General features: G+C 69.6%; 30 protein-coding genes and 1 pseudogene. 16 read left to right on the top strand and 15 right to left on the bottom strand.

Annotated elements, in window-relative coordinates; all coding sequences use genetic code 11:
* Positions 1-8 precede the first annotated feature (8 nt).
* Entirely contained in the window at positions 9-296 is a 288-nt protein-coding gene (locus tag G3I54_RS28265; RefSeq protein ID WP_164618442.1) for a hypothetical protein, read from the top strand.
* Between the two features lie 25 nt (positions 297-321).
* Here the strand turns inward: G3I54_RS28265 and G3I54_RS28260 are convergent, their stop codons facing one another.
* Both G3I54_RS28260 and G3I54_RS28255 read right to left on the bottom strand, forming a co-directional pair.
* Positions 322-909: a Uma2 family endonuclease gene (locus G3I54_RS28260; protein WP_164618440.1), complete on the bottom strand. Its 588-nt coding sequence runs from the start codon at positions 907-909 to the stop codon at positions 322-324.
* A 56-nt stretch (positions 910-965) separates the two neighbouring features.
* A complete protein-coding gene (locus tag G3I54_RS28255) occupies positions 966-1,784 on the bottom strand; it encodes a hypothetical protein (RefSeq protein ID WP_164618585.1) in 819 nt (272 codons plus the stop codon).
* 438 nt (positions 1,785-2,222) lie between these two features.
* On the opposite strand from G3I54_RS28255, the gene G3I54_RS28250 reads away from it, so the two are divergent.
* The 3 genes from G3I54_RS28250 to G3I54_RS28240 all read left to right on the top strand — a co-directional run bounded on the left by G3I54_RS28250 (position 2,223) and on the right by G3I54_RS28240 (position 4,515).
* Complete coding sequence (locus tag G3I54_RS28250) at positions 2,223-2,723, top strand: SigE family RNA polymerase sigma factor (protein ID WP_164618583.1); 501 nt, start codon at positions 2,223-2,225, stop codon at positions 2,721-2,723.
* On the top strand, positions 2,716-3,165 hold the full coding sequence (locus G3I54_RS28245; RefSeq protein ID WP_164618437.1) for a hypothetical protein: 450 nt from the start codon (positions 2,716-2,718) through the stop codon (positions 3,163-3,165). The genes G3I54_RS28250 and G3I54_RS28245 overlap by 8 nt, the downstream gene beginning before the upstream one ends.
* Before the next feature lie 201 nt (positions 3,166-3,366).
* Positions 3,367-4,515, top strand: coding sequence for a mannosyltransferase family protein (locus G3I54_RS28240; RefSeq protein ID WP_275408023.1), 1,149 nt, complete (start codon positions 3,367-3,369; stop codon positions 4,513-4,515).
* A gap of 49 nt (positions 4,516-4,564) precedes the next feature.
* On the opposite strand, the gene G3I54_RS28235 is transcribed toward G3I54_RS28240, so the two are convergent.
* From G3I54_RS28235 to G3I54_RS28215, 5 genes are all read right to left on the bottom strand, one after another.
* A complete protein-coding gene (locus tag G3I54_RS28235) occupies positions 4,565-4,717 on the bottom strand; it encodes a hypothetical protein (protein ID WP_164618287.1) in 153 nt (50 codons plus the stop codon).
* A complete protein-coding gene (locus tag G3I54_RS28230; RefSeq protein ID WP_239144612.1) occupies positions 4,714-5,370 on the bottom strand; it encodes a DUF6879 family protein in 657 nt (218 codons plus the stop codon). The genes G3I54_RS28235 and G3I54_RS28230 overlap by 4 nt, the downstream gene beginning before the upstream one ends.
* Before the next feature lie 22 nt (positions 5,371-5,392).
* On the bottom strand, positions 5,393-5,662 hold the full coding sequence (locus G3I54_RS28225; RefSeq protein WP_030077486.1) for a hypothetical protein: 270 nt from the start codon (positions 5,660-5,662) through the stop codon (positions 5,393-5,395).
* 309 nt (positions 5,663-5,971) lie between these two features.
* Entirely contained in the window at positions 5,972-6,478 is a 507-nt protein-coding gene (locus G3I54_RS28220; protein ID WP_164618435.1) for a DUF6624 domain-containing protein, read from the bottom strand.
* A 240-nt stretch (positions 6,479-6,718) separates the two neighbouring features.
* Complete coding sequence (locus G3I54_RS28215; RefSeq protein WP_164618433.1) at positions 6,719-7,315, bottom strand: TetR/AcrR family transcriptional regulator; 597 nt, start codon at positions 7,313-7,315, stop codon at positions 6,719-6,721.
* Positions 7,316-7,406: 91 nt separating this feature from the next.
* Here G3I54_RS28215 and G3I54_RS28210 point away from each other — a divergent pair, with 91 nt between their 5' ends.
* Both G3I54_RS28210 and crr read left to right on the top strand, forming a co-directional pair.
* Positions 7,407-7,853: a DUF1772 domain-containing protein gene (locus G3I54_RS28210; protein ID WP_164618431.1), complete on the top strand. Its 447-nt coding sequence runs from the start codon at positions 7,407-7,409 to the stop codon at positions 7,851-7,853.
* A 961-nt stretch (positions 7,854-8,814) separates the two neighbouring features.
* Positions 8,815-9,372 (top strand): PTS glucose transporter subunit IIA, encoded by a 558-nt coding sequence (gene crr, locus G3I54_RS28205; protein WP_343240447.1) that lies wholly within the window; start codon positions 8,815-8,817, stop codon positions 9,370-9,372.
* A 445-nt stretch (positions 9,373-9,817) separates the two neighbouring features.
* Here the strand turns inward: crr and G3I54_RS28200 are convergent, their stop codons facing one another.
* From G3I54_RS28200 to G3I54_RS28190, 3 genes are all read right to left on the bottom strand, one after another.
* Positions 9,818-10,027 carry a DUF397 domain-containing protein gene (locus tag G3I54_RS28200; RefSeq protein WP_164618430.1) on the bottom strand — a complete coding sequence of 70 codons (210 nt, stop codon included), beginning with the start codon at positions 10,025-10,027 and terminating at the stop codon, positions 9,818-9,820.
* Positions 10,028-10,094: 67 nt separating this feature from the next.
* Positions 10,095-10,304, bottom strand: coding sequence for a DUF397 domain-containing protein (locus tag G3I54_RS28195; RefSeq protein WP_164618428.1), 210 nt, complete (start codon positions 10,302-10,304; stop codon positions 10,095-10,097).
* Positions 10,301-11,140 carry a helix-turn-helix transcriptional regulator gene (locus G3I54_RS28190; protein ID WP_164618425.1) on the bottom strand — a complete coding sequence of 280 codons (840 nt, stop codon included), beginning with the start codon at positions 11,138-11,140 and terminating at the stop codon, positions 10,301-10,303. The genes G3I54_RS28195 and G3I54_RS28190 overlap by 4 nt, the downstream gene beginning before the upstream one ends.
* Positions 11,141-11,246: 106 nt before the next feature.
* Between G3I54_RS28190 and G3I54_RS39785 the strand changes: the two genes are divergently transcribed.
* The 7 genes from G3I54_RS39785 to G3I54_RS28155 all read left to right on the top strand — a co-directional run bounded on the left by G3I54_RS39785 (position 11,247) and on the right by G3I54_RS28155 (position 14,525).
* Complete coding sequence (locus tag G3I54_RS39785; RefSeq protein ID WP_164618423.1) at positions 11,247-11,510, top strand: hypothetical protein; 264 nt, start codon at positions 11,247-11,249, stop codon at positions 11,508-11,510.
* Entirely contained in the window at positions 11,507-11,830 is a 324-nt protein-coding gene (locus G3I54_RS28180) for a hypothetical protein (RefSeq protein ID WP_343240446.1), read from the top strand. Before G3I54_RS39785 ends, G3I54_RS28180 begins: the two co-directional genes overlap by 4 nt.
* Complete coding sequence (locus G3I54_RS28175) at positions 11,827-12,204, top strand: hypothetical protein (RefSeq protein WP_164618421.1); 378 nt, start codon at positions 11,827-11,829, stop codon at positions 12,202-12,204. Before G3I54_RS28180 ends, G3I54_RS28175 begins: the two co-directional genes overlap by 4 nt.
* 42 nt (positions 12,205-12,246) lie before the next feature.
* Positions 12,247-12,651 carry a hypothetical protein gene (locus G3I54_RS28170; protein ID WP_343240445.1) on the top strand — a complete coding sequence of 135 codons (405 nt, stop codon included), beginning with the start codon at positions 12,247-12,249 and terminating at the stop codon, positions 12,649-12,651.
* 14 nt (positions 12,652-12,665) lie between these two features.
* On the top strand, positions 12,666-13,031 hold the full coding sequence (locus tag G3I54_RS28165; RefSeq protein WP_164618417.1) for a hypothetical protein: 366 nt from the start codon (positions 12,666-12,668) through the stop codon (positions 13,029-13,031).
* A 745-nt stretch (positions 13,032-13,776) separates the two neighbouring features.
* The gene (locus G3I54_RS40180) at positions 13,777-13,986 is read left to right on the top strand and encodes a hypothetical protein (protein WP_164618415.1); all 210 of its coding nucleotides are present in this window, start codon (positions 13,777-13,779) and stop codon (positions 13,984-13,986) included.
* A 2-nt stretch (positions 13,987-13,988) separates the two neighbouring features.
* The gene (locus G3I54_RS28155) at positions 13,989-14,525 is read left to right on the top strand and encodes a DUF6879 family protein (protein ID WP_164618413.1); all 537 of its coding nucleotides are present in this window, start codon (positions 13,989-13,991) and stop codon (positions 14,523-14,525) included.
* A gap of 408 nt (positions 14,526-14,933) precedes the next feature.
* Here the strand turns inward: G3I54_RS28155 and G3I54_RS28150 are convergent, their stop codons facing one another.
* A complete protein-coding gene (locus tag G3I54_RS28150) occupies positions 14,934-15,899 on the bottom strand; it encodes a DUF5996 family protein (RefSeq protein ID WP_164618411.1) in 966 nt (321 codons plus the stop codon).
* A 176-nt stretch (positions 15,900-16,075) separates the two neighbouring features.
* Here G3I54_RS28150 and G3I54_RS39780 point away from each other — a divergent pair.
* Positions 16,076-16,569 (top strand): annotated as a pseudogene (locus G3I54_RS39780) (leucine zipper domain-containing protein); the annotation flags it as partial.
* 402 nt (positions 16,570-16,971) lie between these two features.
* Here the strand turns inward: G3I54_RS39780 and G3I54_RS28145 are convergent.
* Positions 16,972-17,643, bottom strand: a complete 672-nt coding sequence (locus G3I54_RS28145) for a TetR/AcrR family transcriptional regulator (RefSeq protein WP_164618409.1) — start codon at positions 17,641-17,643, stop codon at positions 16,972-16,974.
* 124 nt (positions 17,644-17,767) lie between these two features.
* On the opposite strand from G3I54_RS28145, the gene G3I54_RS28140 reads away from it, so the two are divergent.
* Entirely contained in the window at positions 17,768-18,715 is a 948-nt protein-coding gene (locus tag G3I54_RS28140) for an NAD(P)-dependent alcohol dehydrogenase (RefSeq protein WP_164618573.1), read from the top strand.
* 19 nt (positions 18,716-18,734) lie between these two features.
* Here G3I54_RS28140 and G3I54_RS28135 read toward each other — a convergent pair whose 3' ends face one another.
* The gene (locus G3I54_RS28135; protein ID WP_203687299.1) at positions 18,735-19,427 is read right to left on the bottom strand and encodes a DUF4232 domain-containing protein; all 693 of its coding nucleotides are present in this window, start codon (positions 19,425-19,427) and stop codon (positions 18,735-18,737) included.
* A 636-nt stretch (positions 19,428-20,063) separates the two neighbouring features.
* Between G3I54_RS28135 and G3I54_RS28130 the strand changes: the two genes are divergently transcribed.
* Entirely contained in the window at positions 20,064-21,464 is a 1,401-nt protein-coding gene (locus G3I54_RS28130; RefSeq protein WP_164618571.1) for an MFS transporter, read from the top strand.
* 38 nt (positions 21,465-21,502) lie between these two features.
* Here G3I54_RS28130 and G3I54_RS28125 read toward each other — a convergent pair whose 3' ends face one another.
* Positions 21,503-22,111 (bottom strand): DUF417 family protein, encoded by a 609-nt coding sequence (locus G3I54_RS28125; protein WP_239144611.1) that lies wholly within the window; start codon positions 22,109-22,111, stop codon positions 21,503-21,505.
* A 694-nt stretch (positions 22,112-22,805) separates the two neighbouring features.
* Positions 22,806-24,230 carry a GH1 family beta-glucosidase gene (locus G3I54_RS28120; protein ID WP_164618405.1) on the bottom strand — a complete coding sequence of 475 codons (1,425 nt, stop codon included), beginning with the start codon at positions 24,228-24,230 and terminating at the stop codon, positions 22,806-22,808.
* Between the last annotated feature and the right edge of the window lie 24 nt (positions 24,231-24,254).

The following is a 24,254-nucleotide window of genomic DNA, read 5'->3' as shown; positions in this document are numbered from 1 at the left end:
TGGGGGACATGGGAACCGGAACCGGCACCGTCGAAAGCCCCGAAACCCCTGCGACGCCCGCGACACCCGCGACGCTTTACGGGCCCGTCTCGCTAGGCCTCGGCGTCGTCGCGCTGGTCGCCGCGTTCTTCCTCGGCATCTTCGCCATCCTGGCCGGGAGCCTGGCGGTCACCTTCGGCGTGCTGGGCCTGATCAGCGGGTACAGCCGACCCCAGTGCCTCGCGGGCCTCGTCCTGGGAGCTGCGGGCGTGCTCTACCCGCTCTCGTTCCTCTTCGTCTTCACGGGCGGCTTCTGACCGCGTCAGGACCGAGGGCAGCGGGTCAGCGGGCGTAGTCCTTGAGTTCCTCGGTGTCCAGGGTGATGTCGACGGGGTGAGGGAGGGCGGCGGCCTTGCCGTACTCGTACGTCGTCCGCTGCCGGTACCGGCCGTTCTCCGGCTCGCTGTACACGACGAGGGCATCGTGGTCGCGGTCGATCAGGAGGTACACCGGGATGCCTGCCGCGGCGTACCCGTCACGCTTCTCCGTGCGATCACGATGGTCCGTGTCGTGGTCGTGCGACGTGACTTCGACGGTCATGAGGATGCGGTCCGGGTTCGACCACTCGCCGTCACCCGCGAAGCGTCCCGCGCGGGCCAGGGTGCCGTCCGGGCGGGCGCGGCCGTTGCGGTATCCGCCGATCCGCAGTCCGCGTTCGCGGTACAGCCGCAGTTCCGGCTGCTGCTGCATGCACTGCATCGCGACCCACATGATGATCTCGTCGTGATCCCCGTCAGGCACGGGCTTGACCTCTAGCTTTCCGTTGATGAGCTCAAGCGTCACGGTCTCGGGGGCCGCGCGGGCGATCTGCTCGAAGTCCTCGACGGACATCTGGGCGTGCGCTGGGTGATCGGCGGAGCTAGGGGTCATGGCGTCGCCTCCTCCCCTCCATCGTGCCCCGTCGGATCTCCGGGCGAGCTGCACGGTCATCGGTATGTCCTTTCGGATCGAGGAATCAGCCCCGCCCGGACCGCGTTCATCCGGTCCCGTACGCCGGGCGGCTGCACGGTTCCGGGCGGGCCGACCGGCGGCTCCGGAGACGGCCCCCGGCACGGCCGGCAGAGGCCGCCGAGGAGAGCTTCGGGCGGGCCGGGGACTCCGCACTCGCCGCATTCGAGGGTGCGCAGGACGGTCCGGGGCCCCGGCAGGATCGGCTCGGGCGGCAGTTTGTCGCGCAGCCGCCGTTCGACGAGGCGGGCGGCGCAGTGGACGGGGGACGGCAGCCCGCTGGTGAGGGCGTGCAGCAACTCCGCCTCGGTCGCGCCCCGGGCGATCCACTCACCGACCTGCGGCTCCAGGCGTACGCAGTCGGCGGCGGACAGCGTCAGCGCTGGGGCCGTCCGCCCCAGGGCGGCCAGCAGGATGAACGCCCGGGAGCGGGTGGGCCGTTGGGGCTCGTCCGGCGGGGCGTCACCCCGGGTGTAGGCGTCCCACCAGGCGTCCTCGCGTGCGGTGCGGGAGAAGAAGGTACGAGTCACCCAGAGCATGACCTCATCGGTGATCACGCACTCGCTGCCGCGCCGTAAGTGTCCGGCGGCCTGGAGCCGGTTGAGGGTGGTGCGCAGGGCGCACTGCCCGTACGGGAGGTGCTTGGCCAGCGTCTTCACGGAGATGTCGGAGCCGTCGGGCAGCCGGTCGATGTAGGCGGCGACGGCGGCGTCGCGGGGGAGGAGGTGGGCGAAGTCGCGGTCGGTGCGCGGACGTTCGCCGGGCGCGGAACGCTTGCCGTAGCCGGGGTTGGCCATGGGATGCGGTGTCGCGTGCGCGAGGTCACTAAACTGGCTGTCAGCCATGGGGATCGCCTTTTCGATGCTATCGATCTTCGGTGGTTAGACCCCTGTCGGTGTTGGAGCACCGGTGGGGGTCGTCTTTTGCCTGGTCGTGGTCTTCCCGCACGCTAGAGCCTGGCGACCGTGCGTCGCAACTCGATCACAAACTGTCAACTTCGCAGCCAGGGTGGGCGGGTGGGACTACTGACCCATCCACCCCATCACTGTTAAGAGCGCTCGGATCTCGCCGCTTGAGCCCCGGGAGATGCGTGGGAAGCGTGGCGGAGGCGAGGGGAGGGCCTAGACCGTTCGGGTCCTGTGACGACCGTCACCTCGGATGTATGGCGGGTGGTGTCGACCGGATGGCGCGCGCCGGGCGTATACCCGGTGAAGCGAAAGATCCGGGAGCAACTTTTGACCGTCGAGGAGTTCGAAGAGTTCTACGCCCAGGCGGTCGCACGTCTCACAGGCCAGCTGTACGTGATGACCGGCGATCTCCAGGAGGCGCAGGACGTCGTGCAGGAGGCCTTCGTCAAGGCGTGGGTCCGGCGCGGCCGGCTGGAGCGGGATGGGCAGCCGGAGGCGTGGATTCGTACGGTCGCCTGGCGGCTGGCGGTGAGCCGTTGGCGCTTCCGGCGGCGTTCGGCGGACGCCTGGGGCCGGGGGAGCGGTGCGCCCGGGAACGTGGAGCCGCCGGACCCGGGTCATGTGGTGCTGGTCGACGCGCTCCGGGAACTGCCCGCCCAGCAGCGGCGGACGCTGACCCTGCACTACCTGTGCGACCTCACGGTCGAGCAGATCGCCGGTGAGACCGGGCTTTCCACCAGCACGATCAAGACGCATCTGGTCCGTGGACGGGCGGCGCTCGCGCACCGTCTGCACGACCCCCGCATCGAGGAGGCTCCTGATGTCTGAACCGCGGGATCCATTGCGGTCTCTATTCCGGGAGGCCGGTGACTTCGGGCAGGTCCGCTCGGTGGCGGACCCGGCGTCGAGCATCACCGAACGCGGCATGCGCGCGCAGCGCCGCCGGATGGCCGTGGTCGCGGTGGGCGTCTGCCTGGTCGTCGGCGGGGGCGGGGCGGTCGCGGTGGGCCTGCTGCCGGTACGGCCGGAACCGGTCGCCCCGGCGACGAGTCCGTCACCGAGCTACCCCTCGCCCGTACCGTCGGAGGGCCTGTCGACCGAGCAGCCGTCGCCGCCGCCCTCGCCGAGCACCACGCTGCCGGGCGGTCTGCCCACGGGTACGGGCACGGGTGCGCCTACGGGCACGAGCCCGACCACGACGAAGCCGCCGCCGACGACATCCGAGTCGGCGACGGCGACGGCGACCGACGGAGCCACGTCGACGCCCTGACCCCGTAGCTGTAGTCCATAGCCCGTACCCCACCCCACCCCTCCCCTTCCGTGCCCCGGCGGCTTCACCGGGCGATCCCGCACGCCTTCACCTCGGCACGTCCGTGAGGCGTGCCCGAAAGGTGCCCGAGTGAGTGACCTGTCCACGCTCGTACGTCCTGAGCCCCGGGCCGAGGCCCCGCCGCCCGAGCCCCGGGCGGGCCTGCTCCGCCGTGCGGCCGCGCGCCTGACCCCTGCCGACCGCAGCGTCCTGTGGCTCTACCTCCTGACCCGGATATCTCTGTGGATCACGGCCCACTCCGCCCGCTGGCTGTTCCCGGCCCGCCCCGGAACGCGGGAGGCGGGGCCCGTCCTCGCGCCCTTCCAGCACTGGGACGCGAACCACTACCTCCACATAGCGCGCGACGGCTACTTCCCGGCTGGTACGGGCCCGTGGACGAGCGGCTGGGACAACCGGGAGGCGTTCTTCCCGGGCTACCCCTTCCTCCTGCGCGCCGTGCACACGGTCGTCCCGGACTGGACGGCGGCCGGGCTGCTGATCTCGTTCGTCGCGGGCGCGGTGGCCGTGCTGGCCCTGGCCCGTATCGCGCGGGCGTATCTGCCGGAGGATGCGGCGGGCCGCCGTACGGCTGTCCTCTTCCTGCTCTCGCCGTGCGCGGTGTTCCTGGCCGCCGGTTACACGGAGGCGCTGTTCCTCGCGTTCGCCCTGCCCGCGTGGCTGGCGGCGATGAGGCACCGGTGGGCGCTCGCCGCCGTACTGACCGCGCTGGCGACGACGGTGCGCGTCAGCGGTCTGTTCCTCGCCGCCGCGATCGCGCTGCTGTTCGTCGTGTCGGCCCGGGCCGGGAAGCACTGGCGGGCGGCGGGCTGGACGCTGCTTCCGGCGCTGCCCCCGGCCGCGTACAGCTGGTATCTGCACACGCACACCGGCGACTGGATGGCGTGGAAGCACGCGCAGGAGCGGGGCTGGTACCGCACGTTCCACACCCCGTGGGAGGCGTGGACGAACACGTGGCACGGGGCGTTCGAGGGTACGCAGTCGACGGGGTACGCGGTCATGTTCCAGGCCGAGTTGGCGGCGATGCTGGTGGGCCTGGTGCTGGTGGCACTGCTGGTACGCCACCGTCGCTGGCCCGAGGCGGTGTACGTGGCGCTCAGCCTGTGGGCGCTGGGCACCTCGTACTGGTACACGTCCATTCCGCGCGCGACGCTGCTGTGGTGGCCGCTGTGGATCGGCCTTGCGGCGGTGAGCCTGCGGCGGCCGTGGTTCACGACGGCGTACCTGTGCGTGGCCGCGCCGGTGACGACGATCGTCGCGCTGACGTTCCTGACGGGGAGGTGGGCGGGGTGAGGGGACCTGCGTGTACGTCGGTGGGCGAGGCGGTATCCATCGCTTGCCTCTACGCCCCACCGCCGGTGCCGTGCGCGTCGTCGCGGGCGCGCTGCCAGAGGGCGACGACCCCGTCCCTGGTGCGCTCCCGGGCGTCGGTCGTCATCAGGCCGACGAGGGTCGTGCCGGCGCTCTGGGCGAGTGCGACCAGCTCCGCGTTCATGACGCGCGCTCTCCTTCTGCGGCGGTCGGCGGACTGTTGAAGGCGGGCGGTTCGAGCGGCACGATCTCCCGCTCGAAGAACTCCGAGAACTCCTCGCCCTGGGCGTAGAGAGTTTCGAACTCCTGGGTCGTTGTCCGGATCTGGTCGGGATCGGTGAACCGCCGGGCCCCTGCGCCCTTCAGATCGTCGTCGTAGATCACGGCGTACATCACGGAACTTCCGAGGATGACGACCTCGGGCACCGGAGCGTCCCGTTCCAGGTCGGAGATGGTGCCGACGTTCAGCACACGGATCTCTTCGCCCAGCTCCGACCTGAGCCGGAGGACGTTCATTTCCCACTGGAGGTACGGAGTTACGGGGTACTCGACGATACGGAGCCGACGGAAGGTCAGGCCGCCTTGAGAGGCGTCACGGAAGTACGTGGCGACGGATTCCCGGTCGTCCTCGATCAGGCGTAGAGCCCCCGCCCAGTCCCCGGAATCGAAGGCTTCCCAGCTGGGAGTGCCCGGCTCCTGGAAGGTCTGGCCCCGCTCAAGCTTGGCGAGGAGGTGGATGTCGCTCTCGTAGACCCGGCTGAAGTCGGCGAGGTAGTCGGGCCTCTTGAGAACTTCGCCGGCACCGCTGCGGAAGCACGCGTTCATTGATGCACTCATTGACGCACTCATTCAGACGTACTCATTCATGAGGGATGTCCGCCTTCGCTGCGATGAGCATCCTTCGGGGGATGACCACGAGGCGCTCATCGCGACTGATGGAGACACCATCGGGCAGACGTGTCCCGAGGGAGTCGGTGAGGTCGCGTCCGATCACGGCGATGTCGCCGTTCTCCAGCTCCCAGATATCCGGGCACTCGGGTCCGGTGCTGGTGGCGCCCAGCTCCAGTGCCGACTTCCCGAGACGTCTCTTGAAGCCGGTTTCAGGATCAGCTTCCCAGGGTCTGCCCATGCTGCCGCCCCTTCTCCGGTGAACAGGCCAACTTACCAGTGACTACCTGGTCAAGGCCGGTGTCAAGTAAGGGATTTGGACTGTTGGAGTGAGAGGTGGGGGGTGCTGGCGTTCTACCAGGGGGCGGGTGTTCAACCTGTGGGTTTGTCCGGCCTCGGGAAGGCTGGACGATAGCGGTTCCTGTCAGCGGTGTTGTTCTGGTGGGGCCGGTCCGGGCTGTGTTGCCCGGCCAGGGCCCGTCCGGCGGATCATTGCCTGCGGCAGGCGAGGCCGAGCGGTGACCCACCGGACGCGACCGAAACAGGCGCTTCAGGCCAAGGAGAACTTGGCGACGTACTCGTCGAAGGGCTCGATGCCGACTTCCGCACGGAGTTCGTCCATGCGCTCGGGCTCTTCACAGGGCCACGGAACCGGTGCCCCGTTCTTCACGCCGGCGATCTGAGTGCCGTAGACCTGCTTACGGCCTTCATTGACCAGTGTGCGGTCCCGTAGGAAGGCCAGCTCGCGCGGGCCGGCCGATCCTGCCGACACCGCTTGCTGCATCAACTGGAGGGCGCGCCGCTGAACGTCGAGTTGCCGGTCGGCGTGCTGAGCGATCAGCCATGCCGCGCGTGCGGCCTCCTCGCCGACCAGATCCGCCGTCGGCCAGCCGTACTCGTTCATGATCTCGCTCAGCCGGTCACCGTGCCGGGCGGTCAGCCGCCGCCAGGCCAGCTGCTCGGCGGGGGCTTCGCTGTTCGCGTGGACTGCGGACCGGTGATCGGCCGCAGCCATGTCCGTGAGTTCCTCCGTCAGCGCGGCAACGTCGTGCGCCACTCTCAACTCCCAGGTCGGATACGTGATGTGCGTACGCCGGTAAGCCTAGGTGCGCAAATCAGGCATAAAGATCATTCTGGAGAACGGTGACAACGCTTGCCCGCGCCGAGATAATGGATCTACCCCCCGAAGCTTGAGCCGGAGCCGGATCGATGTGGTCCGGCGGCGCGCCGGTGGACCCGGCAGGTGCTGGAGTCCACGCTCGGCACGGGCCGGTCGATGCGGCCCTGGGTGTCTGTGTCAGACCGCGGCGAGCCGGTCCACCAGTAGTTCCACCCTCCGCTCGCTGTCCTCCGGCGGCAGCCGTCCGGCCCGGGTGAGGGTGGCCAGCCCGTGCAGGGATGCCCAGAACAGTTCGGTGAACAGCGCTGGGTGAACGCCGCCCCCGGCCGCCTCGCCGAGGGTTTCCAGGAGGGCGGCGAAGGCGTCCTTCAGCGGCTCGGGGGTGTCCTCCTGTGCGAATGCCAGGCCGCCGTCGAGCTGGAACATGGCGTCGTAGACCGCCGGGTTGTCTGCGGCGAAATCGAGGTAGGCGCGGGCGAGGGCGACGACCCGGGCGCGAGGCCCGTCCGTGGCCGTGGCCGTGGTCGCGGCCACGGTTGCGGCCCTCAACGCCCCGGCCATCTCGGCGGCGCCTTCGAGGGCGACGGCGCCGATGATCTCGCGCTTGCCCCGGAAGTGGCTGTAGAGGACGGGCTGGCTGTATTCGATGCGCTCGGCGAGCCGGCGGGTGGTGACCGCGTCCCAGCCCTGCTGCTCGGCGAGTTCGCGGGCCGTCGCCACGATGAGTCGCTCGCGGCCCGCCCGTTCGCGCTCCTTGCGTTCCTGTACCGACATGATTCGATCCTAGCACCGCTAGACAATCGAGCGGCAGTAGGTCTAGCGTTGCCTCATCACCTAGCGCCGCTAGATTCCAGGAGGAGTCATCATGCTCAACGCACTGGAGATCGTCACCACCGTGATCGTCGGACTGCTGGTGGGGGTGGAGTTCTCCGTCGCCTTCGTCATCAACCGGATCCTCAACGCGCTCCCCGACGACAGCACTCAGCTCGGCCGAAGCCACGGGGGCCGGATGCTGGGGGCGGTGATGCCGTTCTGGTACATCGGCTCGATGGTCCTGAGCGCGATCTGGGCCATAGCTGGATGGGGAGAGGGCGGCATCGGCCTGGTCGTCGCTGCGGGCGGGCTGCTGCTTGTGAGCGTGGTCATGTCGATCCTGCTGCTCGTCCCGATCAACAACCTGAGCAAGAGGTGGACCGCCGAGACCCGGCCCGCGGACTGGAAGGAGCAGATGAACCGCTGGGACCGGTACCACTACATCCGGGTCGCCGTTCTGATCGCCGCCTTCACGCTGCTGGTTGCGGCGCTGGTTTGAGCCAGGGGGGCGGGCCGTGGCCGGGGCCGGTGTCGGTGTCGGTCGTGCGGACGGAGTCACCCTTCGTCAGCTGGGCGTGTGCTGTCCTGGGCGGGAACGTCCCCGCAGACGCGGGGCATGCGTGCACCTGGTCGTAGGTGGTGCGTGGCAGGGGAGCAACCCCGCGTGCGCGGGGGCCAGCGACGGCCGCGAGTGCCTTGACTTTCACGGCGCGGGACCATTCCCACTGGCGAGGGCGCCACCCGAAGAAGAAGGCCGCGGTGATGCCACAGCCGGGTACATCCCTGCACGCGCGGGGACTACGTGATCGTGCCCCCGCCGAAGACCGCCTGGAAGGGAACAACCCCGCAGGTGCGGGGACCACGAGGGGCGCAGGGTGCCATACATGTCGGCCCAGGGACCATCCCCGCGTGCGCGGGGGGCATGACGCGGATATTGTCGCCGACGCCTTAAAAGAGGGACCACCCCCGCAGGTGCGGGGCCGCGTCAAAGCCACGAGTGCGTGTGCGTTCATCGCGGGTACAACCCCGCGAATGCGGGGGCCAAGTGGCGGCCTACACCACCGGAAACGATGCAGCCAAGGGGCCACCTCTGCGCGGGCAGAGGCCAGTGAGCGACGCGGTCTTCGTTGGGGTTGTACGCGGGGCCATCCCCGCACGCGCGAGGACCACGACCGTAGCCCGAGCCGGCCGACCAGGTCCACGGGAGCACCCCCGCATACGCGGGGACCGAACGACCTGCACCACCGGCAACGATACGGCCGCCCCGTGTCATCGAACTATGACTGCATGCCATCGAAGTCCGGTCGCCCCCCGGTCAGTGGCTGCGAGGTCGTGCGGCTGATGCTCTGGTGGTGAGCGCGAGCGACGGGGAGGCCCGTGTCGCACACCTGGTACCGAGACGCGCGGATCATCATGTCCGTATGAGTCGATTCGTATCCCGCCGTGCCGCTCTCGCTGCCGTGATCACTGGTGCGGCCGCTGCGGGCCTGCCTTCTGATCCTGTTCTGGCGCTCGATCGTCGGGCGGCGGCCGGGCGAGACAGTTCGGCGGTCACGGAAGAGATCTATGCGCCCCTGTCAGGGGAGATCGTCCGTATCGAGGACGTTCCCGACGTGGTGTTCGCGGAGAAGATCGTCGGTGACGGCATTGCCATCAACCCGTCGGCGGGCACGGTCGTCGCACCGGCCGCCGGCATCATCGGCAAGATCTTCGAGACCAACCACGCGTTCTCCATGGAGACCGAGAGCGGCCTTGAGGTGTTCGTCCACGTCGGCATCGACACCGTCGAGCTGAAGGGTGAGGGGTTCCGGCGCGTCGCCGAGGAGGGACAGCGCGTCAGCCGGGGCGACGTCATCATCGAACTCGACCTGGAAGTGCTGAAGGAGAAGGCCAAGTCCGTTCTGACCCCGGTGGTGATCTCGAACATGGATGAGGTCGGAGAGCTGACGAAGTTCTCCGGCCAGGCAACCGCCGGCCACACGGCGATTCTGCGTGCCACCAAGGGGACCTCGGCGTGAAGTCCGGCTGCCTTGCGGGTGCTTGTCTGCCGGTCTGAGCCGGGGCTGAACACGAGGCGTGTTCCTGCGCTCCCGTGTTGGGGGCGGGGGCGAGCAGGACTGTCCCCGCACGCGCGGGGACCACGCCTCGCTCGTGAGCGCCCAGGCACCCCAGTGGGGAACACCCCCGCACACGCGGGGACCACAGTTCCTGACCTGCGGGTTTATGCAGCCCGGAGGCCGTTTTCCATGACTTCTGGGGAAGCGGACATTTCAGCTCGCCTCCCGCACTGCTTGCGCCGCCAACTGGGCATCCGACTGTGCGTGTTTCCTCAGGCTCCAACCTAACGTCGAACGCGGGTTGATCGAGATCTGATTCCGCGCACCTCGCAGTCGGGGCCCCTGCCCACCCCGGATGGACAGCCCCACCACGCCAGGCGCGGTGAGGCGGCGCTGCATCAGCTGGTCAGGCGGAGTCGAGACTGTCCGCCTGCACGTCAGCCACAAAGGTGGAGAACGCCTCCGTGGAAACGTCGATGATCGGGCCGTCCGCGCTCTTGGAGTCGCGGACCGGGACGATGCCGCGCAAGGCGGCGAGGTTGGTGGCGATCTCGATGCAGTTGCCACCGTTGTCGCTGTACGAGGACTTGAACCAACGAGGGGATTCGTTCGTCACGAGGTGTCCTTTCATAGCAGGAAGCCCCACCGTGCTTAGCACAGTGGGGCGTTGCAGGCTCGACTCGTCAGGCGGCGTCAAGCCTTCCCGCCTGTACGCCGGCGACGAACGTGGAGAACGCGTCGGCGGGGAAGCTCAGTACGGGGCTGCTGATGTCCTTCGAGTCGCGGACCGGGACGATGCCCCGCGAGGCGACCAGGTTGACGGCAACCTCGACGCAGGCACCGCCGTTCGAGCTGTACGAGGACGTGAACCAACGGGGGGATTCGGTCTTCACGGAGTGCCCTTTCGCAACTGGCTGATCTTGGCCACAGACGCCGCTTTCGAGAGCGATTCGCCCTGCATTTGATGGTAGGCCGTGAACATAGGGGCTACCAATGACGTTTCGCGTTCGACGTACCCCTGCGCCTGCGATTCGGCATAAGCGACGATGGACCGGTCGGTCATGGTCAGCAGATAGACCGGTAGGTCGAACGCCCTGCGCGCGCCGAGACTGAACGGCGCCACCTGGATGATCCAGTTGGGCAGCGCTGCCATCTCCTCCAGCCGTTGGAGCTGGGCAGCCATGACCTCCGGGCCGCCGACGGCTTGGTGGAGACAGCTCTCGTCCATGACGACAAACACCATGGGTGGCCGTGACCGCACCAGTGCTGCTTGTCGCTGCGCCAGGAACGCGACGCGTTCGTTGGCCTGTTCAGCCGTGATGGACCCGCGTTCGACGTCCCCGTAGGCAACGGCCCGCGCGTACTCCGGCGTCTGTAACAGCCCAGGAACGAGGCCGACCTCGAACAACCTGATCTCCACCGCCCGCCCCTCGTACCCCACGTACTCCGGGAAGCCCTCCAGCAGCGAGCCGTTCCGCATCTCCGACCACTCGCGCTCGAAGGAGTCGGCCGTTCCGGTCGTACCAAATGCCTGGTCGGACTTCCTCGAAAAGCGCAGAGTTGGCGGCTTGCGAACAGTTTCCACGGCCGAGATGTGCTGACTGGAGTACCCGATCTTCGGGGCCAGTTCGTCCTGGCTCCACCCCCGTGCCTCCCGATACTTGCGGATACGGGCACCGTAGGCCGCCTGCGGGCTGCTGGCGGGGTTCAGCTGCTTGATGTTGACCATGCCGCGCTCCCTACTCTTCCTTCGAGAACAGTCAGTTGAAGGGTTCTTCACGTTAGGTCACGCTGAATCGCCCCGGTAGCCGAACAGCTACGGAGAGGAGCGATAGGTGTACGAAGTGCACGCTCGTCCGAATCCCGAAGAGCCACCCCCTGACCTCCCTGCCCCCGGAACCTTCCTGGTCGATACCAGCCGCGGCGACCGCGTGGGCGAGTTCCGAGGGGCCGCCGGCCCCTACTGGTCTCTCCGCCCCATCGGCGGCGGAACCGAGTGGGAGGCCGAGCCTCGCTCCGTACGCCTCGCGCTCCCCATAGAGCAGCTTCGTGCCCGTACCGCGCGGGCCAACGCCCGTAGCCGGGGTGAGGTGTTGTGAGCTCTCCGACCCGGTTACGCGTACGGCTCCTCCTCGCCCTCGGAGCGGCGGAGGTTCACCTGCGGCTCAGCTTCTCCGGGCTTATGCGGGTGCTCGCCCGGCGTCCGACACGGCCCGTCGCACCGTTCGTCGAACTCGTACGCATCGAGTCCGATCCGGCCTACCGGGCCCTGTTCTTCGCCGAGTTGGAAGCGGCGATCGAGAGCAGATATGCGACGCGCATGGCGGTGGTGGAGGAGGTCGAGGTCGCGGCGGAACGGCTCCGGCGCCTGATCCGTACCCCTGACTCCCGTACCGACGCCGACGAGCGTGCCGCGTGAGGCGCGCGGGCTATGCCGCCGAGGTCACCGTGACGGACGGGCGGCGGATCGCCTCGCTCGGCGGCGTGACCGTACGGAACCGGCGGCTGGTGCTTCTGTGGCTGCGGGGCCAGGCGCTCCGCCTGGCCAACGGACACGGGCGCTCGGTTGCCTCCGCCCCGCCGTGGCTGTCGACCGGTGATGTACGGCCGGTCCGATTCCACGGCTCCGGCGCTCCGCAGGGATTGCGGGCCTGGGCCACTGATGGTGAGCGCCAGGACCATGCGATACGTGCGCTGGAGGCGGGTTTTCCCGTGGTGTTCACCGTGGTTGACCCTGCGGTCGGGTTGAGCCTGACGCTCGCAGGGTGGCGAGGTTCCCTGGCCGATTTCTAGGCCCCGTCGACAGAAGGGACCGACGTGCTGCAATGCACTGCTGTGACCCAGACCCCTCTTGACGACGTCCTGCACGCCGTCGTCGCTGCGGACGGCGGGGCCGACACCCCGCCGGGCTCTCTCACCCTCGACCACTTCCTTCTCTGCGAACTCGCCGAGCACGACGCCCGCACCGAGCACGCCGCACACCTTTGGTCCGCGTCGGCCGAGCCGCCGAATACCCCGGCCCTGTGGTTCTTCTGGACCGGAGCCGGCTCGGAATGCGCCCACCGGGTGGCCACCGTGCCGTGGTGCCCGGCCATCCTGCGCCACCTCGACACAGGCGTTGTGCGGATGTGCACGTTCTTCGACCACCACCCTGCGCCCCATTCCTGGAGCGTGACGGACCCGCTCGGTGACCTGCTGGCCGAACGCCTCGTATCCGGCGACGGTCCCGACAACGTATGAGGACAGCCATAACCATGAACCAGTGCACGGAAGTTGTGCTGTTGCGCCCTCCGGACTTCCTGCTCGCCCTGTCCGTCCCCGGAGACCGACCGGAACCCGGCTACGTACTCTGCGAACTGGGCGAGGACCACGATGATGATCACGCGGCAATGCTGTGGGACGAGGGCGGGCGGCCCGGAAGCGCGGTCTGGGCCCGATGGAACGCGGAGCGGGCCCGCCCGGTGTCGCTGCCGTGGTGTTCTGCGCTCGACGCGCGGAGGGAAGCGTGCGAGTTTTTCGCCGAGCACGGTTCTGAGCACAGCTGGCACGTCACGGATCCAACCGACGAGGCGATCACTGGGGCGCTCGCAGCGGAGCACCCTCGCCTCTTCCCTGATTAGAGGACGGGGTGCATCCGGACCACCCCCGCACGCGCGGGGACCACACGGCGTCGATGACATCTCGCTGGAGCTGGTCGGGACCACCCCCGCACGCGCGGGGACCACTCGTCCCCCAGCGACCAGGAGCCGAATCGGGCGGGACCACCCCCGCACGCGCGGGGACCACTCGTCCCCCAGCGACCAGGAGCCGAATCGGGCGGGACCACCCCCGCACGCGCGGGGACCACAGTTCCTGACCTGGGGGTTTATGTGGCCGGGAGGCTACTTTTCATCGCTTCTTGAGAAACGGACATTTCTACCTCAAGTCGCAGGCGCCTGCATCGCGAGCGCTCACTGTCCCATTGTGCCAACCGAGGCCCGACCGTTCACCCTCCTACGGCGGGCGTCGCCCCTCATCCAACCCCGCCCAACCGTTCCAACTCCAGCCGCACCGGTGGTGGGACCGACCGGCTGAGGATGCGGCCCAGAACGACTCCAGCAGGTACCCACCAGCTGCCGGGACGCGGCAGCGGGCCCCAGGCTCGCCATGATCGGCACGACGCTCAGTTCAGCTTCCCGCAGAGGCGTCTCAGGAACGCGGGGCTTCGGCTTCTGGCACAGGTTCGTGGCCACTCGCTCGGCCGGAGCGATACCGGCTCGCAGGTCGATGAGCCCTGCTCATGGAACCGTGTCGTGTTTCTCGAACGCCGGGCTACGGTCGGTCGCACCTGGCCAACCCGGTCGGGTGCGACGAGAGGGGACGCACATGGCCCGCACGCTGCGGATGCTCGGCACCAACTCGAAGACCGGCGAGTGCCCGACGCTCTACGAGGATGTCGACACGGGCGAGATCCTGGTCCAGGGCTATACGGTCACCGACCCCGAGGTCCTCGCTCAGATGGCCAACCCGTTAGAGGGGGAATCGCTGGTCGTGGTCGACCGTGCCCTCCTCGTCAACTTCGCCCCCAAGGAGTGACGTTGCAGGACGCAGTCCCCGCCGGCCGGATTCTTGACTTCTTCCGGACCGGCTTCGAGCACACAGCTTGGCGGCTGGAAACCCGCCGAGGGTACGCCGCCGATCAGGAGACCGAGGAGTACCAGCGGTTCCTGCAGGGCATCGCCCCGCCGGCGGACGAGAACGGTCCGTGGTTCGTCAACGCCCGCGCGCAGACGGCGACCGGGCGACGTATCGAGCGCGTCCGTGTCGTCGACGAGCCCGCGACGGACAACCAGCGGTACCTGTTGGCCACGACTCCTGACAATCTTGCCGCCGGAGAGGACATCCGTTACCTGCACCGTTCGGTGGCTGACAGCATTGGCATCACGGCACAGGGGGACTTCTGGCTGTTCGACTCCCGGCTCCTGGCTCGCTTCAACTGGGAGGACGCGGATCGGCGTATGGAGCTGACCACCGAGCCGGAACAGGTTGTCCGGGCTTGTCAGGTGCGTGACGCCGCATGGCACTACGCGTGCACATACGAAGAGTTCATCCAGCGGGTACCTACTCCCATGTGAGCACCGACTACCACCGATCCCGGTGGCGCCAATTGGCGGGCGGTCACCGCGCCGTGCAGGATGCGCTCGGTGACCAGCACGAGAGGACCACGACGTTCCGGGGATTCAGCGCAGCTGTTGTTCCCGGCGTCCCCAGACGCCTGAGTACGCACGCAGCGTCCTGTCCCGGCACGCCGATCTGCACGGCGTGATGCGTGACGCCGAGGAGGCCGATCAGCTGGACAGGCTGATGTCCGTGAACGGACTGACCTCCGTGGAGTTGGGCATCATCCCTCTCGCGGCTGAGGTACGGATCGCCACAGGTGACGACTTCCAGGCCATGGTCTTTGGAGAGTTAAGGCCCGAAATGCTTGCTATGGAATCTCTCCCCCATTCCTCCAGGGCCGTGCGGCTGCCCGTCCCGCCGGTTCAGTGCCGATGTATCTTCTCCGCCGCCCGGACGCGCTCCGGCGGGGTTTTGCTCATGTACCAGCCGTCCACCCGGAGCCCGGCGCAGTCGGCCGGCCAGCCCGCCAGGTCCACGGCCGCCTGGTAGACGGCATCGCCGAACGCCACGATCGACCGGTGCGGGTCGGCCGTCTCGCCGAGCCTGTCCCACGGTAGGCGGACCAGACCGGCGTCGGGGTGCCAGGCCGCGCCCTCCACACTCCAGGAACGGCCCTCGAGCCCGGCCGGCGCCGGCCAGATGTAGGCGTACAACCCGGCCTGCGGTGCCGAGGCGTCCCCGAAGGCGAAGCCCACCGACACGTACGCCGAGAGCTGGGCGTTCCGCTGGAACGCCGGGCGGCCGGGCGGCGGCTCCGTGGGCCGTGTGCTGTGCCGCGTCGCCGACAGGTCGAAGCCGCCCCACATCACGCCGACGCGGGGATGGTTCCCGCGGAAGGGCGCCTGCCACGCCTCCAGCCCGCCGGCGGCGATGTTCCAGGCTTCCCACATCAGCCGCGCCGCGCGGGGATCCCAGGTGCGTTCGGTGCGGTCGCCCTGGAAGGTCGGCGCGCAGTCCGGGATTTCGCAGACCAGTGTCGTACGCGGCCGGTCCACGCCCAGTTCGGCCGTCGCGTCGCAGAACTCCTCGAAGAACGAGGCGACGGTCCTCTTGGTCAGCGACACGGTCCGCGAGCCCGTATCGGCCTCGATGACGACGTCACCGTCGAGCAGACGGTAGTGCACGGTGAAAGTTACCCCCGGCTGGCGGAATGTCGGCGTCCTCAGCCCGCGGGGGGTGACGTCGAGGACGATGTTCCCCCAGCCGACCTCGAAGGGCGCGTCGAGGGTGTATTTGCCCGCGACCTGTACGACCCGGTTCACATACCCGACCATGTGCGCCAGTTCGTCGTGGTCCAGCGTGCGCCACGCATGGGGCCGTTCGCTCATCGGGAAAGCCTCCCCAGGTGGCGCGCGATTGGTGGAACGCCCTTGAATGCACCATTTTCGCCCCCTGTGTGAAGCGGGGCAAGCGGAGTTGTCGCCGAGACTCTGGCCAGGCTTGACCATGGCGAAGGAGCCCGTGTGCGGTGGAGGTGTCGAATCTTCACCGCACGGAGGCCTTCGTGTCCCACCGTGATGCCCGGTTGATCGTTCACGGCAGGCGACTGCTCGTCGAGCTTGTCTGCTCCAGCCGTCCCGTTGTGTCCCGTTGTGCATGTGGCGGCTGAGATGGGGATACCGCGAGCGAGCGACGGCCCACATGTGGCTGAGGCGGTGGCGATCCGAAGGTGAGGCGGGCTGTTGCGGACCGCTCCAGCAAGCTTTGAGGGAACCGCACAGGACCCGGCGGACATCAAGGCCGACGTCTGTCGGCTGCGCACCGGCCACACGCTCCTACCGGCCCGGATCGGCCCGACCTCTGGGGTCGCCCGCCTTGACCGTCCACCGGATCCTGACCCGCCACCGAGTGAACCGCCTGTCCTGGCTCGACCGCCCCACCGGCGCAGTGATCCGCCGCTATGAACGCGACCGCCCCGGCGGGCTGATTCACATCGACGTGAAGAAGCTCGACCGGATCCCCGGCGGCGGCCACAAGACCTTCGGACGCCAAGCCGGCCGGACCACCCGCAGCAACATGGGCTTCGACTGGGAGCAAGCCCTGCACGCGCGGGGACCACGCGACCTACTCCACTGGCAACGAATCGGCCAAGGGGACAACCCCGCATGCGCGGGGACCACGCCGCAAACGATCGCAATCAGGCGCGAATGGTGGGAGCACCCCCACACACGTGGGGACCGTCGGTCAACTCCCAGGCCCATGCCGGACATCACTGGAGCACCCCGCACGCGCAGGGGGCACTCCGCCAGGTTTCTACGGCAAGAGTTCTTCGAGGGGACACCCCCGCACGCGCGGGATCAAAGTTCCTGAACTATGGGCTATGCGGGCGGGAAGGCCTACGTGCCGAGCAGACCCATTGTGCCGACCGAAGCTCGACTGCCCACTCCTCTTTGCGGAATCTCACCCCGCCCCGCCCAACCGCTCCAACTCCAGCCGCACCGGCGGCGGGAGCGGCCCGGCGGACGGTGTGGCGCGGAATGACTCCAGCAGGTAGCCCACCAGTCGGCGGGACGCGGCAGCGGCGTCCGGGCCCGCCCCCGTCGCCACGCCGTTGTTCGCCAGCAGGGCCAGCACCACGTCCGAGACGTCGAAGTCCGGGCGCAGCGCTCCCGCCTCCTTCGCCCGGCGGACCAGCAGGGCCAGGCCCTCCTCCGCCCGGTCGCGCTCCCCGGCGTACGCCGTGTCGCCCGGGAAGCGGGCCAGGAACGCGTGGGTGAAGCCCCGGTCGGCGGCCTGCATCGCGCACACCTTCCCGAGTGCCGTGCAGAGGCCGCGCCAGGGGTCCGGGTCCTCCAGGGCCTCGTCCAGTGCGCCCGCGCACTCGGTCAGCTGCTCCGTGAACGCCTCGGTGATCAGCGCGTCGCGGGTGGGGAAGCGGCGGTAGAGGGTCGCCACGCCGACCCCGGCCCGGCGGGCGATGGCGCTGATCGGTACGTCGATGCCGTGCAGCGCGTACGCCTCGCGGGCGGCCCGCAGGATGCGTTCCCGGTTCTCCCGGGCGTCCGCCCGCAGCGCCTCGGGGCCGGGGTCCGGGGTGGCTGGGGGCGGGTTGTGAGAGGGCTGAGCTGGCATGTCTCTCACTTTACGGTAAATGGAGGGGGTCTTCCGTTTATCTGTCTACCGTGGAGTGAGGGCGGGGCTTCCCCCTTCCCCGTACCCACGGAACAGACAGGACCACTCCACCGTGAACGACGACATGCGCGCCGCGCTCTACGACAGCTACGGACCGCCCGAGGTCCTCTACGAGGGCCGGGTGCCGGTGCCGGTGCGCAAGCCCGGTGAGGTGCTGGTCCGGGTCCACGCGGCGAGCGTCAACGGCGGTGAGCTGTACGGGCGCGCCGGGCGGGTCCGGTTCGTCACCGGCCGCCGGTTCCCGCAGCGGACCGGGCTCGACTTCGCGGGCGAGGTCGCCGAGGTGGACCCCGACGTCACCGGGCTCCGCGTCGGCGACCGGGTGTGGGGCATCCTGGGGCGTACCTTCGGCAGTGCGGCCGAGTACGTCTCCGTCCGGCCGCGCCAGATCGCGTACGCCCCCGAGAACGTCACCCTCACCGAGGCCGCCTCGCTGCCCGCCGGGGGCACCACCGCCCTCACCGCCCTGCGCGACAAGGCCGGTCTGCGGGCGGGCGAACGCCTGCTCGTGCGCGGGGCGTCCGGTGGCGTCGGCAGTGTCGCCGTCCAGCTCGGCAAGGCCCTCGGCGCGCATGTCACCGGGCTCGCGGGGGCCAAGAATGCCGACTTCGTGCGGGAGTTGGGGGCTGACGAGGTGCTGGACCACCGGGCCACCGCCCTGGCGGACCTGGACCGCTACGACGTCATCATGGACACCGTCGGCACCGAACACCGCGCGCTGCGGCGGCGGTTGGCGCCCGGCGGCCGTCTGGTCTCCATCGCCTTCGACATCGACCATCCGGTCCGGAGCATCGGCTATCTGCTGGGCTCGGCCGTGCACGGCCGGCAGCGGGTCCGCTTCTTCAGCGGCAACCCGAAGCACGATCTGTTCGCCGAACTGACCGCGTACGTGGAGCGTGGTGACCTGCGGCCCGTCGTCGACACGGTCCACCCGCTGTCGGACATCGCCGCCGCCCACCGCGCCCTGGAGGCGGGTGGAGTGCGGGGCAAGCATGTGATCCGGGTGGTGTGAGGCCGCTGCTCGTCGCGCGTCAGACGATGCGCGGAATGACCTCGTTGCGCTTGGTCGACCAGTTGGTCACGATCGGCTTGTCCACGGTGGCCGCGTCGGGCAGCTCGACCTGGGCGGGGTTCGGGTCTTCCTCGGAGGTGGCGATGATGACGTGCTCGAACTGCTTGCCGCCGTCACCCTCGGTGGTCTTGACGTTGATACCGGCGTACGCGACGGAGGAGCCGGAGAGCTTGATCGGGTCCTCGCCGCCCTGCCCGACGGGCGATGCGACGCCGTCGGCGGCCGAACCGAAGGACACGCTGGGCGTGTTGACGTCCAGGTAGCACGTGATGCCGGACTTGGCCTTGGCGGTGACGAGGTAGTGGCTGATCGGCTGGGCCTCCCATGTGACCGTGAAGTCCAGGTCGTTGGTGCCGCAGGACTGCCCGTAGCCGCTCTTGTCGCCGGTCGAGGAGTCGCCCTTGTCGCCTGCCCCGCCGGTGGAGTTGGAGCCGTTCGTCGATGTGCTCCCGCCGGTCGATGCGCTGTCGCCGGAGGATGTTTCGCCCTTGCTGTCGCCGCCCCCTGCGGAGGGCGACGAGGAGGAGGGGGCGGCGGCGCCGGACTCCGTGGGGTCCTCGGGGCCGCAGGCGGTGGTCGCGGCGGCGAGCGCTGTCACGACCGCGGCGGCCAGGACGAGACGGGCGGAACGGGTGGCGAGACGCGAGCGCATCATGATCTCCAACGGCTGTCGTGTGCGGTGCTTCCTGCTGACAACGACGACGTTAGGGGCGGGCCGATCTTCAAACGATTGCGTGAATGTCCAGGTTCTGTCTCAGCGAATCCGTTCCATCGGAGCGGCAATATTTTGCGCCAAGTACCAGCTCACGGGGCTTGTTCGGGGCCAGGAGGCGGACTCTGAGGGGCCCCGCACACGCAGGGGTGAACCCGTACCCCTCAAGTTGGAGCCAGGTGTACGCGGGAACAATCCCGCACACGCGGGGACCACCGGGCCCGCTCCTCCGTCGCCCGCCTGGGTCTGGGAACAACCCCGCACACGCGGGGACAGCATCATCGCTCCATCGAACCCGTCGAGGAACGCGGGAACAACCCCGCATGCGCGGGGAGAGTCACGCCGTTCTGTGAGCCGGATCACGGTCCTCCGTGGTCCGGACCGGTCGGCGGGCCGTGGTTAGGATGGATGTGCTCGGCCCCGTGGTCGAGGTGGTCAGACCCGGCCGTCCGGTGTCTGGTCCGAGGCTTGAAACCTCCGGCGCTCGTTAGACAGAACCCCGGAGGTTTTTTCGTGTCTGTCCTCCTGCCGTCCCGGCCCACCGATCCTGACCCCCGCCGCTGGTGGGCGCTGGCCGTGATCGCCCTGACCCAGCTGGTCGTCGTGCTCGACGCGACGATCGTCAACGTGGCCCTGCCCCAGGCCCAGCGCGAGCTGGAGCTGAGCGACACCGAGCGGCAGTGGGTCATCACCGCGTACGTCCTCGCCTTCGGCGCGCTGTTGCTGCTCGGCGGACGCGTCGCCGACTACTGGGGGCGCAAGCGCAGCTACATGGTCGGGATGCTCGGCTTCGGGGCCGCCTCCGCGTGGGGCGGTCTCGCGCAGAGCGGGACCGAGCTGATCGCGGCGCGCGGCCTGCAGGGCGTGTTCGCGGCGCTGCTGGCGCCCGCGGCGCTCGCGTTGCTGACCGTCACGTTTCCGGCCGGGCGTGAGCGCGGAACGGCGTTCGCCGTCTTCGGCACCGTCGCCGGTACCGGTGCCGCCGTCGGCCTGGCGCTCGGCGGTGTCCTGACCGAGTTCGCCGACTGGCGCTGGTGCCTGCTGGTCAACATCGTCTTCGCCGTCGTCGGCCTGGTCGGCGCCCTGATGTTCGTCTCCGAGAGCCGGGTCGAGGGCGGCGACGGCTACGACATCTGGGGCACCCTGGCCGTCACCCTCGGCCTGGCCGCCCTGGTCTACGGGTTCACCCTCGCCGAGTCCGGATGGACCGAGCCGGACACCATCGGCTTCCTCGCCGGCGGTCTGGTGCTGCTGGCGGCGTTCGTGTGGATCGAGGCCCGTGCCGCGCAGCCGTTGCTGCCGCTGCGGATCGTGCGGGACCGGGCCCGCGCCGGGGCGTTCCTCATCCAGGCGACGATCGGCGCCGTCTACATCGGGATGACCCTCTACCTGATGTTCCACCTGCAGATCGTGCTCGGGCTCTCCCCGCTGCTCGCCGGGCTCGCGAGCCTCGCGATGACCTTCGCCACCATGGTCACCGCGCCCGTGGCCGCCAGGCTGCTGCCCACCCGGGGCCCGCGTGTGCTGATGACCGGTGGGCCTCTGATCGCCGCGTCCGGGATGCTGTGGCTGACCTTCATCACCGCCGACGGGAGCTACTGGACCGAGGTCTTCGGCGGCCTGGTCGTCGTCGGCATCGGGATCGCCTTCGTGATCATCCCGGTGCAGAACGTCGCCCTCGTCGGCGTCGACCACCACGATGCCGGTGCCGCATCGGCCCTGGTCAACTCCGCCATGCAGATCGGTGGTTGCGTCGGGCTGTCGGTGTTCACCACGATCTACCTCGGCGCCGTCGAACGTTCCGCCGCGGCCGGCGGCGGCCAGGCGGACGCCCTCACGGACGGCTACTCCGCGGTCTTCCTCGCCACCGCCGTCACCCTGGTGGTCGCGGCGGTCATCGCCGCGACCATGCTCCGGGGCCGCCGCCTCGCGGCCACCCCGCACCAGTCCGCCGAGGTGCCGGCCCACGTGGGCTGATGCCCGTACCGGCCCCGGCCCGCTCGCGCCGCCGTTGCTCAGGCTGTCCGGTCCGGCCTCCGTGAACGGGGGCCGGGCCGGGGGCCGGACCGGGTTCCTGGCCGGGGACGGTGCCGGGGTCCGGACCCGGACCCGCGTGCCCACGCGTCGGCGGCGACTACCAGGCACACGGCCACCAGGACCACGTTCTTGACGACGTACTGCCCCTCCATGGTCGGCGCGGGGGAGTGGGGCTGCCACATCGCGTCGGGGAGAAGCAAGAGGGTCGAGAACACGCCGCCCATGTGGAGGAAGAACGCCACGAGCGCCGGGCGCAGCAGGCGGCGGCCCACGATCAGGCCGATCCCGATGGCCGTCTCCAGCGTCGCGAGCGAGAGGAGCAGTACCGTCTCCGGCACCAGGTCCAGGGTCATCTTCGTCGCCGCGTCCACGGCCAGCTGCTCCGCCGGACTGGCCGAGGGGAACAGCTTCAGTACGCCGAAGCCGACGAAGACGATGCCTACCGTCGCCCTCAGCAGGGTCAGGGCGTGGGTGTCGACCAGCCTGGCCAGTTCGGTCAGTCTGCCCCCAACTCGCAGTCCTGGAACGGTTGTTGAGTTCGTCGTGGTGCGTGGGGGAAGGGTCGGCTCTACGGTGCGGCTTGTCATGTGCGATCTCCCGCTGTCTGTGGGGGGTGGGAAAACGTGCATGGGTGGCCCGCGCGGCTCGTCGGGCGCGTGGGGCGCCCGGGGCCGGTGCGGGGTGGTGCGCGCCTGGAGGTGGGGGCGGGGAAGCGGGTGTGGGGAGCGGTGCTGGATCCGTGGATGGGGCGGGGCGGAGTCGGTACGTGATCGACGGGCCGACCGCCCTCGCTTCTTGGTCTAGACCATAGGGACGGAGGGCGGGAGGTCGTCAAGGGGCTTGTCCCGCGGTGCCCGCCGGAAGGGGCGTATTCGCGCCATGTTGCTTCCGGGAAGGGAAGCGGTTGCCGCGCGGTCGTCGTACGGGGGCCGCGCGCACCCTTCGCAGGACCGGAGGGGTCCACCTCCCCCGTTCACCGGGCCGGATGGGCGTCCGGCAGGCCCGGCGATCCGTCGCTCACCGGGCCCATCCCCCGCTCGTCCGCCGCCCATCGTCGATCTTTCATCCGGCCGAAAGCAGCCCGAAAGCAGCCCGGCCGAATCCGGGAGGCATCGGGCATCGGGCATCGGACGTCGGGCCCGACGGTGCCGAGCGTCGGGCATCGCCCGCCGTCGCGGTCCGGGCACACCAAAGGGCCCCGGGGTGTGCTGCACCCCGGAGCCCCGGATGGAATCGCGAACCTCAGCCGTGAGCCCTCAGCCCCGCAGGCGGCTCAACCCCTCACCCCTCCAGCCCGCCCCGCGCGATCAGCTCCGCGTACCACCGCGCGCTGTCCTTCGCCGTACGCCGCTGCGACGCGAAGTCCACGTGCACGATGCCGAACCGCTTGCTGTAGCCGTACGCCCACTCGAAGTTGTCCAGCAGCGACCACAGGAAGTACCCGCGTACGTCCACCCCGTCCGCGATCGCCCGGTGCACGGCCGTCAGATGGGCTTCCAGGTACGCCACCCGCTCCGGGTCGTGCACCTCGCCCTCCGGGTCGGCGTAGTCGTCGTACGCCGCGCCGTTCTCCGTCACCAGCACCGGTACGGACGGGAGTTCGTCGCGCAGGCGGGTCAGCAGCTCGTACAGGCCGTTCGCGTCCACCGGCCAGTCCATCGCCGTGCGCGGGCCCGCCGCCGGGGTGAACGCCACGTGCTGTTCCGCGCCCGCCCACGGCGAGGGCGACTCCGACGTGCCCGCCGAAACCACGCTGGGCGAGTAGTAGTTGATGCCCAGCGAGTCGATCGGCGTCGACGTGACCTCCAGGTCGCCCTCCTTCACGAACGACCAGTCCGTCACCGCCGCCGTGTCCTCGACCAGGTCCTGCGGCAGCCGGCCGTGGAAGACCGGGTCCAGGAAGATCCGGTTCGCCACCGCGTCGATCCGGCGCACCGCGTCCCGGTCCGCCTCCGTGTCGGTCAGCGGGCGCAGGGCGTGGAGGTTGAGGGTCAGGGAGATCTCGGCCGTCTCCGGGAGGCGGTCCCGCAGGACCCTCGCGCCCGCGCCGTGCGCCAGGTTCAGGTGGTGGGCGGCGCGCAGGGCCGCGAGGTCGCTGGTCCGGCCCGGGGCGTGGACCCCGTTCCCGTACCCGAGAAACGCCGCGCACCAGGGCTCGTTGAGCGTTGTCCAGGTCGGCACCCGGTCGCCCAGAGCGCCCGCCACCAGGCCCGCGTACTCCGCGAACCGGTGCGCCGTGTCCCGCTCCGGCCAGCCGCCCGCGTCCTCCAACTCCTGCGGCAGGTCCCAGTGGTAGAGCGTCGCCACCGGTCTGATGCCGGCCGCCAGCAGCTCGTCGACCAGTCGGCGGTAGAAGTCCAGGCCGCGCTCCACGGCCGGGCCCCGGCCGGTCGGCTGGACCCGGGGCCAGGAGACGGAGAACCGGTAGTCGGTGACGCCGAGTTCCTTCATCAGGCGTACGTCGTCCGGCATCCGGTGCAGATGGTCGGCGGCGATGTCGCCGGTGTCGCCGTTGCGCACCTTGCCGGGCGTCCGGCTGAAGGTGTCCCAGATGGACGGCGTACGGCCGTCCTCGGTCGCCCCGCCCTCGATCTGGTAGGCGGCGGTGGCCGTCCCCCAGCGGAAGGCGGTGGGGAAGCGGAGGCCTGCCACGGTCTCGGGGCGGGGGCTCGCGGAGCTCGCCGGACGGGCATCGACAGCGGTCATGAGACGGACACTCCAGGAAGTGAG

Origin of the sequence: Streptomyces sp. SID14515 (genome assembly GCF_010548505.1) — a bacterium.
GTDB lineage: Bacteria > Actinomycetota > Actinomycetes > Streptomycetales > Streptomycetaceae > Streptomyces > Streptomyces caviscabies.
This window is presented reverse-complemented; position numbering and strand designations above follow the sequence as displayed.